This is a genomic window from Microbacterium sediminis (assembly GCF_004564075.1).
Classification (GTDB): Bacteria; Actinomycetota; Actinomycetes; order Actinomycetales; family Microbacteriaceae; genus Microbacterium; species Microbacterium sediminis.
Map to the genome: position 1 here is coordinate 2,323,688 of NZ_CP038256.1, position 15,511 is coordinate 2,339,198.

Here is a 15,511-nt window from a genome sequence, read left to right on the forward strand (position 1 = left end):
CGCGGGTCACGATTCCGCGAGCACGTCGCCGACGAGCGTCGACAGGATCGACGGGCTCTCCAGCTGGCCGATCACGAGCGCCGCGACCCGGCCCTCGCGGTCGAGCACGAGGGTCGTGGGCGTCGCCTGGATGGGCGTGGCGGCCGCGAAGGCGAGCTTCACGTCGCCGGAGTTGACGTCGATGATGCTCGGGTAGGTCACGCCGTTCTCGGCGGCGAAGGATCGGGCCGTGTCGGCCTGGTCGTAGGTGTTGACGCCGACGAACGAGACGTCCTCGTCCCGATACTCCTGCCAGACCGCTTCCAGGTCGGGGGCCTCGACGATGCACGGCCCGCACGAGGCGTACCAGAAGTTCACGACGACCACGTCGCCCGCGACATCGTCGCTCGACAGCTCGTCGCCGTTCTCGGTGACGCCCGCCCACGCGACGGGCTCGCCCCGCTGGTCGGCCGGGATCTCGTCGACGCGGAACTCGCTGGAGATGAAGCCCTTGTTCTCGCCGTTGAGGTAGTCCTCGGTGGCCTGATCCTGCGTGCATGCCGCGAGCGAGACGGCGGCGAGCAGCGTGGCCGCGGCGGCGGCGATCCGGCGGGGGCGTGGCACGCGTCCATCCTACGGACGCCGCTTCGAGCGGCCTGAGTGCCAGCCGAGCGCGATCAACCGGCTTCGGCTGGTCCCTTCATCTGCGCGGCTGCGCCGCTCCGTTCAGGAACCGACCCGGCTCGACCGGCCGGCCTATACCGCGCCGACGTCGACCGCGCCGTGGGTGGACGCGGGCTCGGCGTAGCCGACCTCGCGCCACACATCGCCCGCCCTCTCGAACGACGTCACGCTCGAGAGGGCGCAGCGGCGCGTGCGCGGATCGTGACGCAGCGGCAGGCCCGCGACCGAGAGGTGCGTGATCCAGATCGGCGCCTGGTGCGAGACGATCACGACGTCGTCGCTGCGCTCGTGCCACAGCTCGTCCATCGCCTCGCGCATGCGGGCGATGATCGACGCGTACGGCTCGCCCCAGCTGGGCAGCGACGGGCGGATGAGCAGGTGCCAGTTCCACGGCCGGAACACCGCCCGGCGCATCACCTTGCCCGCGAACGCGTTCCAGGGCTCGATCACGCGCTCGTCGGCCTGCGGCTCGAGGCCGAACAGCTCTGTGAACGGCTCGGCCGACTCGCGCGTGCGCTCCAGCGGGGAGCACACGAGCGTCGACACCGGGCGCTCGAGCGAGTGGACGTAGTGGGCGGCGGCCCGCGCCATGCGGCGGCCGTCCTCGCTCAGGCGGTAGCCCGGCATCCGCTCGTAGAGCACGCGCCCGGGGTTGTGCACCTCGCCGTGGCGCACGAGGTGGATCCGCGCAGCCGTCACGGTCTCAGTCTAGGAAGCGGGATCGACCCGGAACGTGCACCCGGTCGCCTCGGCGCTGATCGTCGCATCGATCGACGAGCGCGGCGATCCCGCGTACTTCCGCTCGATCTCCGCATCGATCGCCGCCTGCACCAGGTCGTCGGCCGGCACGGGCGTGAGGGTCACGGCCTCACGGGGCAGCGCGAGGGCGGCCTCGCGGTCGCTCTCCGCGACCGAGCCGTCGCCGCGCACGAACGCCACCGGGCGCCCCGCGACCACGTGCTTGTACCACCACGACCGGGTGCCGTAGGCGGAGCGCACGTAGGGCACCCCGTCGACGACCATCGACCAGATCGCGGTCGCCGCCGGCTCGCCGCTGCGCCGCGTCGTGACGATCGCCACGACCTGCTCCTCGTCCAGCACCTTCACGATGTCGTCATACGCCATACCGCGACGCTATCGCGGCTGCGGCCCAGCGGGGCCCGTTACCGTCGAGACATGACGCGTTTCCCCTGGCCCGCCGCCCTGGCGATCGACGCCGTGCTGGTGATCGCCTTCGCCGCCATCGGCATGGTGCAGCACCACGGCGGCTTCACCGCGGGCGGGCTGATCGGGACGGCCTGGCCGTTCCTGGCCGCCCTCGCGGTCGGGTGGCTCGTGGCGCTCGCGTGGCGCGCGCCCGCCCGGCCGCTGCGCACGGGGCTGCCGGTGTGGGCCGTGACGGTCGCGGGCGGGATGATCCTGCGCGCGGTGACCGGCGGCGGCACGGCCGTGGCGTTCGTCATCGTGGCCGCCGTGACGCTGCTGGTGTTCCTCGTCGGCTGGCGGCTGATCGCGGCGCTCGTGGCGCGCACCCGCCGCCGGGGCTGACCGCGGGGCTTCGCCCGCTGGTCTCGACTGCGCCGCTGCGCGGCTCCGCTCGGCCCGTCTCCGGTCGCTCCGCTCGGTCGACGGGCCCGAGTGGCTGCGGCTCGTCGACTGGAGCGAGGGGAGCGAGTCGAGACCTCCCCGCCACGACCTCGACCCCGGGTCAGCCGCCGGCGCGGAGGTCCACCTCGCCCGCCGCGACCCGCACATCGATCTGACGCGGGGCGCCGCTGTCCTCCTGCAGGTTGTTGAGGTGGAGCTCGCCGGCGCCGCTGTCGTCGCGCACCGCGTAGGGCACGTCGGGCAGCCGCAGGTCGAGCGATCCGGCGCTCACGCCGATGCCCACGCGCTCCGGCGCCTCGCCCGACAGCTGGCCCTGGAGGTGCCCCGCCGACAGGTCGATGTCGACCTCGCGCACGTCGGCGAGCTCGACGATGGCGTGACCGGCGCTGACGCTGCCGTCGAGGGTCTCGGCCGAGCCCTCGAGCTCGATCCCGCCGGCGCTCATCTCGAACGTCGTCGCACCGAACTCGCCCTCGGCGATCACCCGCCCGGCCGACAGATCGATGTCGAGATCGGCACCCTCGAGCGCGGCCGGCAGCGTAAGGGTGGCCGAGCGGTCGGCATCGTTCCAGAGCCAGTCGAATCCGAGATCGAACGGGTCGTCCGGGCTCGAGACCTCGATGCGGTCGCCGTCGCGCTCGAGCGTCCAGCCCGATTCGCCGGTCGAGACGAGCGTGACCTCGGAGCCGCTGAACTCGATGCGCAGATCGCCCGCCGAGACGTCGACGTCGATGCCCTGCACGCCCGAGACGCCGGAGACCGACTGGGCGACGGGATCGGGCGAGGTCGCCTGGCGCACGGTGCCGAACGCGGTGGCCAGGCCGCCGAGCACGAGGGCCCCGGCACCGAGCACGGCGATCGTGATCGACAGCGCCCGGGTGCCGGTGCGCGCGGTGTCGGTCTGCGGCGCGGGCGTCACCGTGGGCGTCGGCTGCGACACGGGAGGGGGTGTCAGCTGCGTGGTCATCGTTCCGTTCCTGTCTGTCCTCGTTCGGGCGCGGGGCCCACGGGACCGGGGGCGCCGGTCGCTTCGATGTGGGCCAGCACGGCCAGCACGCGGCGGTTGCCCTGCTCGTCCTGGTCGAGGTCGAGCTTCTGGAAGATCGAGGTGATGTGCTTCTCGACGGCGCCCGCGCTGATGAAGAGCAGGCGCGAGATCGCGGCGTTGTTGCGCCCCTCGGCGATGAGCGAGAGCACCTGGCGCTCGCGCTCGGTGAGGCGCTGCATCTTCTCGTCGCGGGCGCGGCGGGTCAGCAGCTGGGCGACGACCTCGGGGTCGAGGACGGTGGCGCCCTCGGCGATCCGATCCAGCGACTCGAGGAACTCGGCGACGTCGGTCACGCGGTCCTTGAGCAGGTAGCCGACGGCGCCGCCGGGCTGGGCGATGAGCTCGGACGCGTAGCGCTCCTCGACGTACTGCGAGAACACGAGCACCGCGAGCTTCGGGTCGCGCCGCCGCAGCTGGATCGCCGCGCGGATGCCCTCGTCGATGAAGGTGGGAGGCAGCCGCACGTCCAGGATGCACAGATCCGGTTCGGTGCGGTCGACCTCCTCCACCACGTCGCGGGCGTCGGGCAGGGCCGCGACCACCTCGTGGCCGGCGTCCTCGAGCAGACGCACGAGGCCCTCGCGCAGGAGGACGGAGTCCTCGACGATCAGGACGCGCATGGCACGCTCACCTCCAGGGACGTGGGGCCGCCCTGCGGGCTGTCGAGCCGCGCGGTGCCGCCGAGTGCGGTGATCCGGTTGCTGATGCCGTCGAGGCCGCCACCGGGGACGACGCGCGCGCCGCCGATGCCGTCGTCCTCGACGCGGGCCCACAGCACGCCCTCCTCGGGCCGCGAGCGCACGATCACCCGTGCGGTGGTGGCCCGGGAGTGCTTGGCCGCGTTGGTGAGGCTCTCGGCGATGGCGAAGTACACCGCCGCCTCCGCGTCGCGCCCGGCCCGGCCGTCCATGCGCACGTCGAGGTGCACGGGGATGTGCGAGCGGCCCGCCAGCGCCGACAGTGCCGCGTCGAGGCCGCGGTCGTCGAGCACCGACGCGTGGATGCCGCGGGCCAGCTGACGCAGCTCGGTGATGGCCGCCTTGGTCGAGGTGTGGGCCTCGGCGATGAGCTGCTTGGCCGACTCGGGATCGGTGTCGATCTTCTGCTGCGCCATGCCGAGCGTCATGCCCACCGACACGAGCCGCGGCTGAACGCCGTCGTGCAGGTCGCGCTCGATGCGGGTGCGCTCCAGCTCGCCGGCGCGGATGGCGCCCTGCCGCTGCGTGGCGGCATCGCGCGCCTGGGCGGTGAGCTGGGCCTCACGGATCGGCGCGATCAGCACGCGCGAGAGCACGCCGTGCAGCAGGGCCAGCCCGACGAGCGCGGCGAGCGCCAGCAGCGCCAGCAGGGTGCCCCAGACGGGGGCCCAGGTGACGTCGAAGAACCAGCGGCCGATCTCCACGGCGCCGTCGTCGACGTACAGCGGGGCGAACGCGCCGGTCGCGCCGCCGACGAGGATGCCGACGAGGAACCAGGCGATCCAGCCGAGGATCGTGGCGATGGCGAGGTGGGCGATCGTGCGCCACATGCCGCCGTCGATGAACTGCAGCCACACGGTGTGGAGGAAGCCGCCGAAGCCGCGACGCGGCGAGCGGCGCGGGGTGAGCATCGGCAGGCCGAAGCCGTAGAGGCCCTCCACGCGCGCCGTCTCGACGAAGGCCGCGCCGTAGAGCCCGTACACGAAGCCGAGCAGCAGCACGGCCCCGACGATGAGGACGAGCAGCCCGAGCCCGCCGGCGAGCAGCACCGAGAGGGCCGCGAAGACGGCGGCTCCGTAGAAGCCGAGGAACGCGAGGTGCGCGATGGCACCGAGGATCGCGAGCGGCGAGGCGAGGGAGCGGGGCGAGCGCGCGGGTGGCGCGGCCGCGGCCGGCGCGGACGCCGGCGGAGCTCCGGTGACGCCCGGTGCGGGCGTGGTGGTCGAGATCATGCCTCAAAGCTATGAGGCGCGAGGCGCCCGCACATCAGGGCGCACCGCCCGATCCCGCGGGGGAAATCCCCCGCGGGATCGCCTCACGTGTCCGGGGCCAGGTCGGCGTCGCTCGGCCCGCTCTCGACCCCTCCCGACAGCGCATACTCCTCCTCCGGCGAGAGCACGAGGCGATGGCGGTAGTAGATGCCGAAGCCGACGAGCAGGACCACGTAGACGATGATGATCGCGATGATCGACGGCAGATACGTCGGGTTGAAGAGGAACCCGATGAAGACCAGGAACGCGATCGCGGCCGCGACGATCGCTCCGGGCACACCCCACGGCGAGCGGTACGGGCGATCGGCATCCGGCAGCTTCCGCCGCAGGATGATGAACGACACCATCTGCAGGAAGTACGCGAGCACGGCGCCCCAGCAGGCGATGTTCAGCACCACGGCACCGCCGACACCCGCCGAGCCACCCGTCAGCTCGATGATCGCGAGCGCCGCGAAGCCGATGACGGCGCCGGCGATCAGCGCGACCCACGGGGTCTGGTTGCGGCCGGTGAGCGAGAGGAACCGCGGGTAGTACCCGGCACGCGAGAGCGAGTACATGTTCCGGCCGTAGGCGAACATGATGCCCTGCAGCGAGGCGAGGAGGCCGACGAGCGCGAAGAGCGCCAGCACGGCGGCGAGCTGATCGCCGACGATGGCGCGGAAACCGTCGAGCAGCGGCTCCCCCGCCACGCCCGTGGCCTCGGCGCCGAGCACGCCCGTGTTGAGGAACAGCACGAGCAGGCCGGTCACGATGAGCGTGAAGCGCGCCCAGAGGCCGGCGCGCGGGATGTCGCGCACGGGATTGTGCGACTCCTCGGCGGCGAGGGGCAGCTCCTCGATGCCGAGGAAGAACCACATCGCGAAGGGCAGGGCGAACAGGATCGGCAGCACGCCGTGCGGCAGGAACGCCGTCTGTCCCGGGTCGGGCACGATGTCCCACAGGCTCGCCCACTGGAAGGCGCCCGAGGCGAGCGCCATGGCCGAGAAGATCAGGATGACCGCGATCGAGATGATCGACACGACGATCGCGAACTTGAACGAGATGCTCGCGCCGGCCGCGTTGAGCGCCACGAACACCGCGTAGAGGATCGCCCACCACACGTACACCGGCAGCGAGAGTCCCAGCAGCGTGCTCGTGATCGAGTCGGCGTATCCGGCCGAGAAGTAGACGATCACCGCCGTGGTCGCGACGTACTCGATCGTCTCGGCCGCGCCGGTGACAAGACCGCCCCACGGTCCCATCGCGGAGCGCGCGAACGAGTAGGCGCCGCCCGTGTGCGGCATGGCGGCCGACATCTCCCCGATTGAGAAGATCAGGGCGTAGTACATGACGGTCAGGATCCCGAAGGCGATGAGCATCCCGCCGAAGCCGGCGAAGTCGATGCCGAAGTTCCAGCCGGAGAAGTCTCCGGAGATGACGGCGCCGACCGCGAGCCCCCACAGCCCGACGACACCGGCGGAGCGCCGCAATGTCCGTTTCGCGAAGTACTCCTGGCCTGCGGCGGTGTAGGTGGCACCGGACGCGGTCTTCACTGTGGGCTCGGGCATGGGTCCTCCGGAGGCGAGTTCGGGTGGTGCTCGTGACGTCGGGAAGGTGTGCGACGATTGTGGCGTTCAAAGGTCGACTTGTCTACCTTTGAATTCCCGATGTCCCCAGCGAAGCGAGGATCCATGCCCGGAAATCTCACGCTCGATGAGCTCGACGCCGCGATCCACGCCGGTGAGATCGACACGGTGATCATCGCGTTCCCCGACGCGCAGGGGCGCCTGATGGGCAAGCGCGTCTCCGCGCGACTGTGGCAGGACGAGGTGGCGCAGCACGGCGCCGAGGCCTGCAACTACCTGCTCAGCGTGGACGTCGACATGAACACGGTCGACGGCTACGCGATGTCGAGCTGGGAGACCGGCTACGGCGACATGATGCTCGCCCCCGACACCGACACCCTCCGGCGCATCCCCTGGATCCCGGGGACGGCGCTGGTCTTCGCCGAGCTGCAGTGGCAGGACGGCGAGCGCGTCGCGCAATCGCCGCGCGCGATCCTCGATCGGCAGCGCGAGCGGCTCGCCGAGCGCGGGCTGGTCGCGCTCGCCGGCACGGAGCTGGAGTTCATCGTGTTCGACGACTCGTACCGCGAGGCGTGGGCGAAGGGCTTCACCGGACTGCGGGCCTCGACCGACTACAACGTGGACTACAACCTCCTGGCCACCACGCGCCTCGAGCCACTGCTGCGCGACATCCGCCGCGGGATGGAGGGCGCGGGCCTGTACTGCGAGGGCGTCAAGGGCGAGTGCAACCTCGGCCAGCAGGAGATCGCGTTCCGCTACGCCGAGGTGCGGGAGACCTGCGACAACCACACGCTGTACAAGAACGGCGCCAAGGAGATCGCGGACGCCCACGGCAAGGCGCTCACGTTCATGGCGAAGTACGACCAGCGCGAGGGCAACAGCTGCCACGTCCATCTCTCGGTCCGCACGGAGGCGGGTGAGCCGGTGATGGCGGGCGACGGCCCGCACGGCTTCTCCCGGCTCATGGAGCACTGGATCGCGGGCATCCTGGCCACGATGCGGGAGTTCACCCTGCTGTACGCGCCCAACATCAACTCGTACAAGCGCTACGCGAAGGGCTCCTTCGCGCCCACCGGCATCGCCTGGGGGGTCGACAACCGCACGTGCGCGCTGCGGATCGTCGGACGGGGAGCATCGCTGCGCGTCGAGAACCGTGTGCCCGGCGGCGACGTCAACCCGTACCTCGCGTGCGCCGCGATCATCGCGGGCGGACTGCACGGCATCGAGCACGAGCTCGAGCTTCCCGACCCGCTGAGCGGCAACGCCTACGCCGCGGGCGTGGAGACGCTGCCGACCACGCTGCGCGAGGCCCGCGACCTGTTCGCCGGCTCGGAAGTCGCGCGCATGGCGTTCGGCAGCGATGTGGTGGATCACTACCTCAACCAGGCCCGCATCGAGCTCGACGCGTTCGATGCGGCCGTGACCGACTGGGAGCGAGTGCGTGGATTCGAACGCCTCTGACCGGATGCCGGTGATCGGCATCACGACCTACCGCGAGCGTGCGAAGCAGGGGGTGTGGGACGTGCGTGCCGCGTTCCTGCCCGAGCAGTACATGGATCGGGTGAGCGAGGCCGGCGGCGCGGTCGTCCTGCTCCCTCCGCAGCCGGACCCCGCCTCGGCCGCGGCGCGCGTCGTGCGCGGCCTCGACGGCCTGGTACTGACCGGCGGTCTCGACGTCCAGCCGGAGCTGTACGGCGCGCCGCGTCACGCCCTCACCGATCCCGCCCGCGCGGACCGCGACGACTGGGAGCTCGCGCTGCTGGCCGCCGCCCGGGAGGCGGGGATCCCCGTGCTCGGCATCTGCCGCGGGCTGCAGTTGATCAACGTGGCCTTCGGCGGGACGCTGGTCCAGCACCTGCCCGACCAGCCGGGCGGCGAGCGCTATCGGATCGGCGGGGGTGTGTTCGCGCAGCTCACGACGCAGGTCCTCGCCGGGACGCGTCTCGCGGCGATCCTCGGGCCGGGAGCCTTCGGCGTGCACGCCTACCACCACCAGGGTCTCGATCGCCTCGGCGAGGGCCTCGTGGCGAGCGCACGCATGGACGACGGGCTGGTGTACGCCGCCGAGGCGGCCGAGGGCTCCTGGCTCGTGGCGGTGCAGTGGCACCCCGAGGAGAACGCCGCCGACATCCGCCTGTTCGAGGCCCTGATCGCCCAGGCCGACGCCTTCGCGAAGGAGCACGCATGACGTTCACCGTGATCGATCCGACCACGGCGCTCCCGCTGGCCGAGGTCCCCCGCGCCACCCTCGACGAGGTCGACGCGGCGGTCGCGTCGGCGACCCGGGCACAGGCGGGCTGGGCGAGCCTCGCCCCCGTCGCGCGGGCGGACGCGCTCCGGGCCTTCGCCCGTGTCGTCGAGCAGCACGCCGAGGAGCTCGCGCAGCTCGAGGTGCGCAACTCGGGTCATCCGATCGGCTCCGCGAGGTGGGAGGCGGGCCACGTCGCCCAGGTGCTGAACTACTACGCCGGCGCGCCCGAGCGGCTGATGGGCCACCAGATCCCCGTGGCGGGCGGCATCGACATGACGTTCCACGAGCCGTACGGCGTGGTGGGCGTCATCGTGCCGTGGAACTTCCCCATGACGATCGCGTCGTGGGCGTTCGCGCCGGCGCTCGCGGCGGGCAACGCGGTGGTGCTGAAGCCGGCGGAGCTCACCCCGCTGACGGCGCTCCGCCTGGGCGAGCTCGCCCGCGAGGCCGGGCTTCCCGACGGCCTGTTCCAGGTGATCACGGGCTCCGGCTCGGTCGTCGGCCAGCGGTTCGTCACCCACCCCGGGGTCGGCAAGGTCGTGTTCACGGGGTCGACGGAGGTCGGAACGGAGGTGGCCGCCGGCTGCGCCCGCATGCTCAAGCCGGTCACCCTCGAGCTCGGCGGCAAGAGCGCCAACATCGTGTTCGGCGACGCGGACCTCGAGCGGGCCGCCGCATCCGCACCGGGCGCCGTCTTCGACAACGCCGGGCAGGACTGCTGCGCGCGCAGTCGCATCCTCGTGCAGCGCGGCGTGTACGACCGCTTCCTCGAGTTGCTGGAGCCGGCCGTCGCCGCCTGGCGCGTGGGCGATCCCTCGCACGAGAGCACGCAGATGGGTCCCCTCATCTCGGCGGCGCACCGCGACACCGTTGCGTCGTTCCTCGACGGCGCCGACGTCGCGTTCCGCGGCAGCGCCCCCGACGGCGACGGATTCTGGTTCGCACCGACGGTCGTCCTGGCCGATCCCGGTGACCGCATCGCGCGCGAGGAGATCTTCGGCCCCGTCGTCGCCGTGCTGCCGTTCGACGACGAGGCCGACGCCATCCGCCTCGCCAACGACACCATCTACGGTCTCGCGGGCTCGATCTGGACCGAGAACCTCGGCCGCGCCGCGCGGGTCAGCCGCGGCGTGAAGAGCGGCGTCCTGTCGGTCAACTCGCACTCGTCGGTGCGCTACGCGACCCCGTTCGGCGGCATGAAGGCATCCGGCCTCGGCCGCGAGCTCGGTCCTGATGCCGCCGAGCACTTCACCGAGACCAAGAACGTGTTCTTCGCGACCGAATGATCCCTGCACGAGACAACCCACACGGAGGAACCATGACCGTCGATCTCACTCAGCGCCTGCGGGACCGGGTCGCGATCATCACCGGCGGCGCGAGCGGCATCGGCCTGGCGACCGCTCGGCGCTTCGCCGCCGAGGGCGCCAAGGTCGTGATCGCCGACCTCGATCCCCGCACTGGCGAGGCCGCCGCCGCCGAGGTGAGTGGCGTGTTCCGCCCGGTCGACGTCGCGGACGAGGCGAAGGTCGACGCGCTGTTCGACGGCGTCGCGGACGAGTTCGGCCGCGTCGACATCGCCTTCAACAACGCCGGCATCAGCCCCGCAGACGACGACTCGATCGAGACCACGGAGCTTCCCGCCTGGGAGCGGGTGCAGGACGTCAATCTGAAGAGCGTCTACCTGTGCTCGCGCGCGGCGCTGCGGCACATGGTCCCGGCGGGCTCCGGCTCGATCATCAACACGGCGTCGTTCGTCGCGCTGCTGGGCTCGGCCACGTCCCAGATCAGCTACACCGCCTCGAAGGGCGGCGTGCTCGCGATGACGCGCGAACTCGGGGTGCAGTTCGCGCGTCAGGGCATCCGCGTCAACGCCCTGTGCCCCGGACCGGTGAACACCCCGCTGCTCCAGGAGCTGTTCGCCAAGGATCCCGAGCGGGCGCAGCGCCGGCTGGTGCATGTGCCGATGGGGCGGTTCGCCGAGCCGGAGGAGCTCGCCGCGGCGGTGGCGTTCCTCGCGAGCGACGACGCCTCGTTCATCACGGCGACGGCGTTCGTGGTGGACGGCGGCATCACGAACGCCTACGTCACCCCGCTCTGAGACGATGGACGGGATGGACGATCGTCGGCAGCCGGGCCTCGACACCGGCGTGCAGCGCACGGTCTTCCGTCCCGTCCGCGCGGGGCAGAAGCTCGAGGACACCGTGGCTCGCCTCGTGCAGGCCATCCGGTTGGGCGTCGTGCCGCCCGGCCAGGCACTCCCCCCGGAGCGCGAGCTCGCGAAGCAGCTCCGGGTGAGCCGCGACCTGCTCCGGGAGGCGATCCGCGAACTGTCCGCGGCGGGCGTGCTCGAGTCGCGCCGCGGTCGGTACGGCGGGACGTTCGTCCGCGATCACGCGCCGCAGTCCACCGGTCTTGCCGCCGTCGACGCCACCCAGCTCGATCACGTGCTCGGGTTGCGCCGCGTCCTCGAGGGCGGCGCCGCGCGGGAGGCCGCCGCCCGTTCCCTGCCGCCCGATCAGGCCGAGCGCCTGCAGCTCGCGCATCGCGCGGTGCGCGGGTCGCGCAACGACTACCGCCGCCTCGACACCCTGTTGCACCTGCAGATCGCGCAGGCCTCGGGCATGCCGGCGCTCGCGGGCGCCGTCGCCGAGAATCGCGCGCAGGTGAACGCCTGGCTGGACACGTTCCCGCTGCTGCCGGGCAACATCGACCACTCCGACGCGCAGCACGAGCGCATCATCGGCGCGATCATGGCGGGCCGCCCCGACGCGGCGCAGGACGCGATGCTCGAGCACCTCTCGGGCACCGAGGCCCTGCTGCGCGGCTTCCTGTCCTGACCGGGGGTCAGGCCTACGCGTCGGTGCCGTGGCCCTCGCGGCGCGCCTTGACCAGCTGGCGCACGCGGACGTACACGAACACCGCGATCGCGACGATGACCACGACGATCACGATGTTCTGGAACAGGTCCATGTACTGCTCGACGATGTGCCACGACTCGCCCAGGAACCAGCCGACGAGGATGAAGATCGTGTTCCAGATGAGGCTGCCGGAGGCGGTGTAGAGCAGGAACTTCCAGATCGGCATGCGGACGACGCCCGCGGGGATCGAGATGAGGCTGCGGAAGATCGGGATGAACCGGCCGAAGAACACCGCCACGGGGCCGTGCTTCTCGAACCACGCGACGGTGCGGTGCACGTCCTCGGGGTGCAGCAGCGGCACCTTGTCGGCGATCCACACCAGGCGCTTCACGCCGACGAGCGCGCCGATGCCGTAGAGCACCAGGGCGCCGACCACGGAGCCGATCGTGGCCCACAGCACCGCCTCCCACAGGGGGAAGGCGCCGCGGTTGGCGGCGATGCCCGCCAGCGGCAGGATCGCCTCGCTCGGGATGGGCGGGAAGAGGTTCTCGGCCGCGATCGCGATGCCGGCCCCGACCGGCCCGATCACGTCCATGAGCTCGACGAGCCACTGCACCAGCTGGGCCAGCCAGCCGTCTGAACCGGTGGTGGTCGTCTCGAGCGCGCGCATGCAGGGCCTTTCGTCCGGGTGGGCGGATCCGCCGCGTCGAGGCTATCGAGCGCGGGCGCCGGTTCCCTGGGGGCAGACCCGAAACCGGCCCCGGGGGCGAGCCTCAGACCGCGAGCTCGAACGGAGTGCCGCGGCGCGCGCACTCCTGCTGCAGGTGCACGATGAGCGGCTGCAGCACCGTCGCCTGGCGCAGCCCGAGCCCGGTGTGCAGGTAGCCGGCGGAGTCGAAGACCGCGAGCTTCTGCGAGGGCGTCGCCGCGCGCGCAGCCACCGCCTTCGCGTCGTGCACGTGGATGTTGACGGTGATGTTCGCGCCGCCGAGGTGCGTGAGCCCCTGCGCGATCTGCTGACCGGCGGCCTCGCCGATCGAGCGGCGCTCCGCCGGATCGGGCGCGCCGGTGGTGCGGACCACCTCGATCTTCGAGACCTCCTGCCACGGAGTGAACAGCCCGCCCTGGGTGAGGAACCCGCCCGGGAGCACGATGAGATCGATGAGGTCGTCGCCGGTGGCCCGGGAGGCCGCGCGGGCCCCGAAGAACATCGCACCCCAGATGAGCGAGCCGATCAGGCCGAGGACGGCGAAGATCAGGAACAGCCACCAGGCGTCCGGGATGAGCACCATCAGCACGATCGCCGCGATCGTCAGGGCCGCCGTGAACAGCAGCGTGAGGAGCGACTTGCGCATCACGCGGCGCTGCGCCGCGGGCTGCGTCACGTAGCGGAACAGCTCGCCGTCGCGGCGCGGCGGCTGCGGGACGTCGGGGTCGACGGTGTCGGGCGCGAAGGTCATGTGGCCAGTCTGGCGCGGGCGGGCGGCCAGGTCGAGGCCCGATCGCACCGTGCGGCGCCGCCTAGACTTGAGGGAATCCGTCGCACTACAGGAGGAACCTCCGTGCTCCGCACCCACACCGCCGGCTCCCTGCGAGCCGAGCACATCGGCCAGACCGTCACCCTCACCGGGTGGGTGGATCGCCGGCGCGATCACGGCGGGGTCGCCTTCATCGATCTGCGCGACGCCTCGGGCATCGCCCAGGTCGTCATCCGCGACGAGGAGGTCGCGCGTCCGCTGCGCAGCGAGTTCGTGCTGCAGGTCACCGGCGAGGTGTCCCAGCGCCCGGCGGGCAACGAGAACCCGAACCTGCCCACGGGCGAGGTCGAGCTCATCGCGAGCGACGTCGTCGTGCTCAACGAGTCCGCCCCGCTGCCGTTCCAGGTCTCGTCGGGCCTGGCCGACGCCGATCCGATCGGCGAGGAGGTGCGTCTCAAGTACCGCTACCTCGACCTGCGCCGCCAGGGGCCGGCCTCGCACCTCCGTCTGCGCTCGCAGGTGTACAAGGCCGTGCGCGACACGCTCCACGAGCGCGAGTTCGTGGAGGTCGAGACGCCCACGATGACGCGCTCGACCCCGGAGGGTGCCCGCGACTTCCTCGTGCCCGCGCGCCTGCACCCCGGCAGCTGGTACGCCCTTCCGCAGTCGCCGCAGCTGTTCAAGCAGCTGCTCATGGTCGGCGGCATGGAGAAGTACTTCCAGATGGCCCGCTGCTACCGCGACGAGGACTTCCGCGCCGACCGCCAGCCGGAGTTCACGCAGCTCGACATCGAGATGAGCTTCGTCGACCAGGAGGACGTCATCGAGATGACCGAGGCGGTCATCAAGGCGATGTGGGCGACGATCGGCGTGGACGTGCCGACACCGCTGCCCCGCATGACGTACGCCGACGCGATGGCGAAGTACGGCTCCGACAAGCCCGACCTGCGCTTCGGCCTGGAGCTGGTCGAGGCCACCGAGTACTTCGCCGAGACCCCGTTCCGCGTCTTCCAGGCGGAGTACGTCGGCGCGGTCGTCATGCCCGGCGGCGCGAGCCAGCCCCGCAAGACGCTCGACGCGTGGCAGGAGTGGGCCAAGCAGCGCGGCGCGAAGGGCCTCGCCTACGTGCTCTTCAACGAGGACGGCACCCTCGGCGGTCCCGTTGCCAAGAACCTGTCCGAGGCCGAGCAGGCCGGGCTCCGCGAGCTCGTCGGCGCCCAGCCGGGCGACTGCGCGTTCTTCGCCGCGGGCTCGACCAAGGCCTCCCGCGCCCTCCTTGGCGCCGCGCGCGTGGAGATCGGCAAGCGCCTGGGCCTCATGGACCCCGACACGTTCGCCTTCACGTGGGTGGTCGACGCCCCGATGTTCGAGCCGGCCGGCGACGCGGTCGCGGCGGGCGATGTCGCGGTCGGCGCGGGCGAGTGGACCGCCGTGCACCACGCGTTCACCGGCCCCAAGCCCGAGTTCGAGGACACCTTCGACACCGACCCGGGCTCGGCGCTCGCGTACGCCTACGACATCGTCTGCAACGGATCGGAGCTCGGCGGCGGATCGATCCGCATCCACCGCGCCGACGTCCAGGAGCGTGTGTTCAAGGTCATGGGCATCAGCCAGGAGCAGGCGCAGGAGAAGTTCGGCTTCCTGCTCGACGCCTTCGCGTTCGGCGCCCCGCCGCACGGCGGCATCGCGCTCGGCATGGACCGCATCCTGCAGCACCTGACGAAGACCGACTCCATCCGCGAGGTCATCGCCTTCCCCAAGTCGGGCGGCGGGTTCGACCCGCTCACCGAGGCGCCCGCTCCGATCACGCCGGAGCAGCGCAAGGAGGCCGGCGTCGACGCGGTCCCCGAGAAGGCCTGAGGCCGCCTCTCGGGTCGGGATCTCGACTCCGCTGCGCTCCGCTCGATCCGTCTCGGCTCCGCGCTTCGCGCTCCGCTCGACGACCGGAAGTCGCGGGTCGTCGAGCGAGCGGAGCGAGCCGAGACGGGTTGACACTTCGACTCGCTTCGCTCGCTCAGTGCGGGTCTCCGCCGCGAAGCGCCGGAGTCGAAACCCTTAGCGCCGGATAGGC

General features: G+C 71.7%; 16 protein-coding genes. 7 read left to right on the plus strand and 9 right to left on the minus strand.

The genetic code is table 11. From position 1 onward, the window contains the following. Positions 1-6 precede the first annotated feature (6 nt). The 3 genes from E3O41_RS11090 to E3O41_RS11100 all read right to left on the minus strand — a co-directional run bounded on the left by E3O41_RS11090 (position 7) and on the right by E3O41_RS11100 (position 1,788). Entirely contained in the window at positions 7-603 is a 597-nt protein-coding gene (locus E3O41_RS11090; RefSeq protein ID WP_067024475.1) for a TlpA family protein disulfide reductase, read from the minus strand. A 132-nt stretch (positions 604-735) separates the two neighbouring features. After that, entirely contained in the window at positions 736-1,362 is a 627-nt protein-coding gene (locus E3O41_RS11095) for a histidine phosphatase family protein (RefSeq protein ID WP_067024479.1), read from the minus strand. Between the two features lie 9 nt (positions 1,363-1,371). Next, complete coding sequence (locus E3O41_RS11100; protein ID WP_067024482.1) at positions 1,372-1,788, minus strand: DUF2255 family protein; 417 nt, start codon at positions 1,786-1,788, stop codon at positions 1,372-1,374. A 51-nt stretch (positions 1,789-1,839) separates the two neighbouring features. On the opposite strand from E3O41_RS11100, the gene E3O41_RS11105 reads away from it, so the two are divergent. After that, the gene (locus E3O41_RS11105) at positions 1,840-2,211 is read left to right on the plus strand and encodes a DUF3054 domain-containing protein (RefSeq protein ID WP_067024485.1); all 372 of its coding nucleotides are present in this window, start codon (positions 1,840-1,842) and stop codon (positions 2,209-2,211) included. Positions 2,212-2,371: 160 nt separating this feature from the next. Here E3O41_RS11105 and E3O41_RS11110 read toward each other — a convergent pair whose 3' ends face one another. The 4 genes from E3O41_RS11110 to E3O41_RS11125 all read right to left on the minus strand — a co-directional run bounded on the left by E3O41_RS11110 (position 2,372) and on the right by E3O41_RS11125 (position 6,835). Then, a complete protein-coding gene (locus tag E3O41_RS11110; protein ID WP_135012404.1) occupies positions 2,372-3,238 on the minus strand; it encodes a DUF4097 family beta strand repeat-containing protein in 867 nt (288 codons plus the stop codon). Next, positions 3,235-3,939: a response regulator gene (locus E3O41_RS11115; RefSeq protein WP_135012406.1), complete on the minus strand. Its 705-nt coding sequence runs from the start codon at positions 3,937-3,939 to the stop codon at positions 3,235-3,237. The genes E3O41_RS11110 and E3O41_RS11115 overlap by 4 nt, the downstream gene beginning before the upstream one ends. Beyond that, on the minus strand, positions 3,927-5,249 hold the full coding sequence (locus E3O41_RS11120) for a sensor histidine kinase (protein ID WP_083990848.1): 1,323 nt from the start codon (positions 5,247-5,249) through the stop codon (positions 3,927-3,929). Before E3O41_RS11120 ends, E3O41_RS11115 begins: the two co-directional genes overlap by 13 nt. Before the next feature lie 83 nt (positions 5,250-5,332). Continuing rightward, entirely contained in the window at positions 5,333-6,835 is a 1,503-nt protein-coding gene (locus tag E3O41_RS11125; RefSeq protein WP_067024493.1) for an amino acid permease, read from the minus strand. A gap of 123 nt (positions 6,836-6,958) precedes the next feature. Here E3O41_RS11125 and E3O41_RS11130 point away from each other — a divergent pair, with 123 nt between their 5' ends. Genes E3O41_RS11130 through E3O41_RS11150 form a run of 5 tightly spaced genes read left to right on the plus strand, consistent with a single transcriptional unit; the run spans position 6,959 to position 11,941 of the window. Then, a complete protein-coding gene (locus E3O41_RS11130; protein ID WP_135012408.1) occupies positions 6,959-8,314 on the plus strand; it encodes a glutamine synthetase family protein in 1,356 nt (451 codons plus the stop codon). After that, a complete protein-coding gene (locus tag E3O41_RS11135) occupies positions 8,295-9,041 on the plus strand; it encodes a gamma-glutamyl-gamma-aminobutyrate hydrolase family protein (RefSeq protein WP_067024506.1) in 747 nt (248 codons plus the stop codon). Before E3O41_RS11130 ends, E3O41_RS11135 begins: the two co-directional genes overlap by 20 nt. Further along, a complete protein-coding gene (locus tag E3O41_RS11140; RefSeq protein ID WP_067024509.1) occupies positions 9,038-10,390 on the plus strand; it encodes an aldehyde dehydrogenase family protein in 1,353 nt (450 codons plus the stop codon). Before E3O41_RS11135 ends, E3O41_RS11140 begins: the two co-directional genes overlap by 4 nt. A 32-nt stretch (positions 10,391-10,422) precedes the next feature. Beyond that, positions 10,423-11,202 carry a 3-oxoacyl-ACP reductase gene (locus E3O41_RS11145; RefSeq protein ID WP_067024512.1) on the plus strand — a complete coding sequence of 260 codons (780 nt, stop codon included), beginning with the start codon at positions 10,423-10,425 and terminating at the stop codon, positions 11,200-11,202. 13 nt (positions 11,203-11,215) lie between these two features. Further along, positions 11,216-11,941: a FadR/GntR family transcriptional regulator gene (locus E3O41_RS11150; RefSeq protein WP_067024515.1), complete on the plus strand. Its 726-nt coding sequence runs from the start codon at positions 11,216-11,218 to the stop codon at positions 11,939-11,941. A gap of 13 nt (positions 11,942-11,954) precedes the next feature. Here the strand turns inward: E3O41_RS11150 and E3O41_RS11155 are convergent, their stop codons facing one another. Both E3O41_RS11155 and E3O41_RS11160 read right to left on the minus strand, forming a co-directional pair. Further along, positions 11,955-12,632 carry a DedA family protein gene (locus E3O41_RS11155; protein WP_067024519.1) on the minus strand — a complete coding sequence of 226 codons (678 nt, stop codon included), beginning with the start codon at positions 12,630-12,632 and terminating at the stop codon, positions 11,955-11,957. Positions 12,633-12,735: 103 nt separating this feature from the next. After that, positions 12,736-13,422, minus strand: coding sequence for a hypothetical protein (locus E3O41_RS11160; RefSeq protein ID WP_067024522.1), 687 nt, complete (start codon positions 13,420-13,422; stop codon positions 12,736-12,738). Positions 13,423-13,524: 102 nt separating this feature from the next. On the opposite strand from E3O41_RS11160, the gene aspS reads away from it, so the two are divergent. Beyond that, complete coding sequence (gene aspS / locus E3O41_RS11165; RefSeq protein ID WP_135012410.1) at positions 13,525-15,300, plus strand: aspartate--tRNA ligase; 1,776 nt, start codon at positions 13,525-13,527, stop codon at positions 15,298-15,300. The last annotated feature ends 211 nt before the right edge of the window (positions 15,301-15,511 follow it).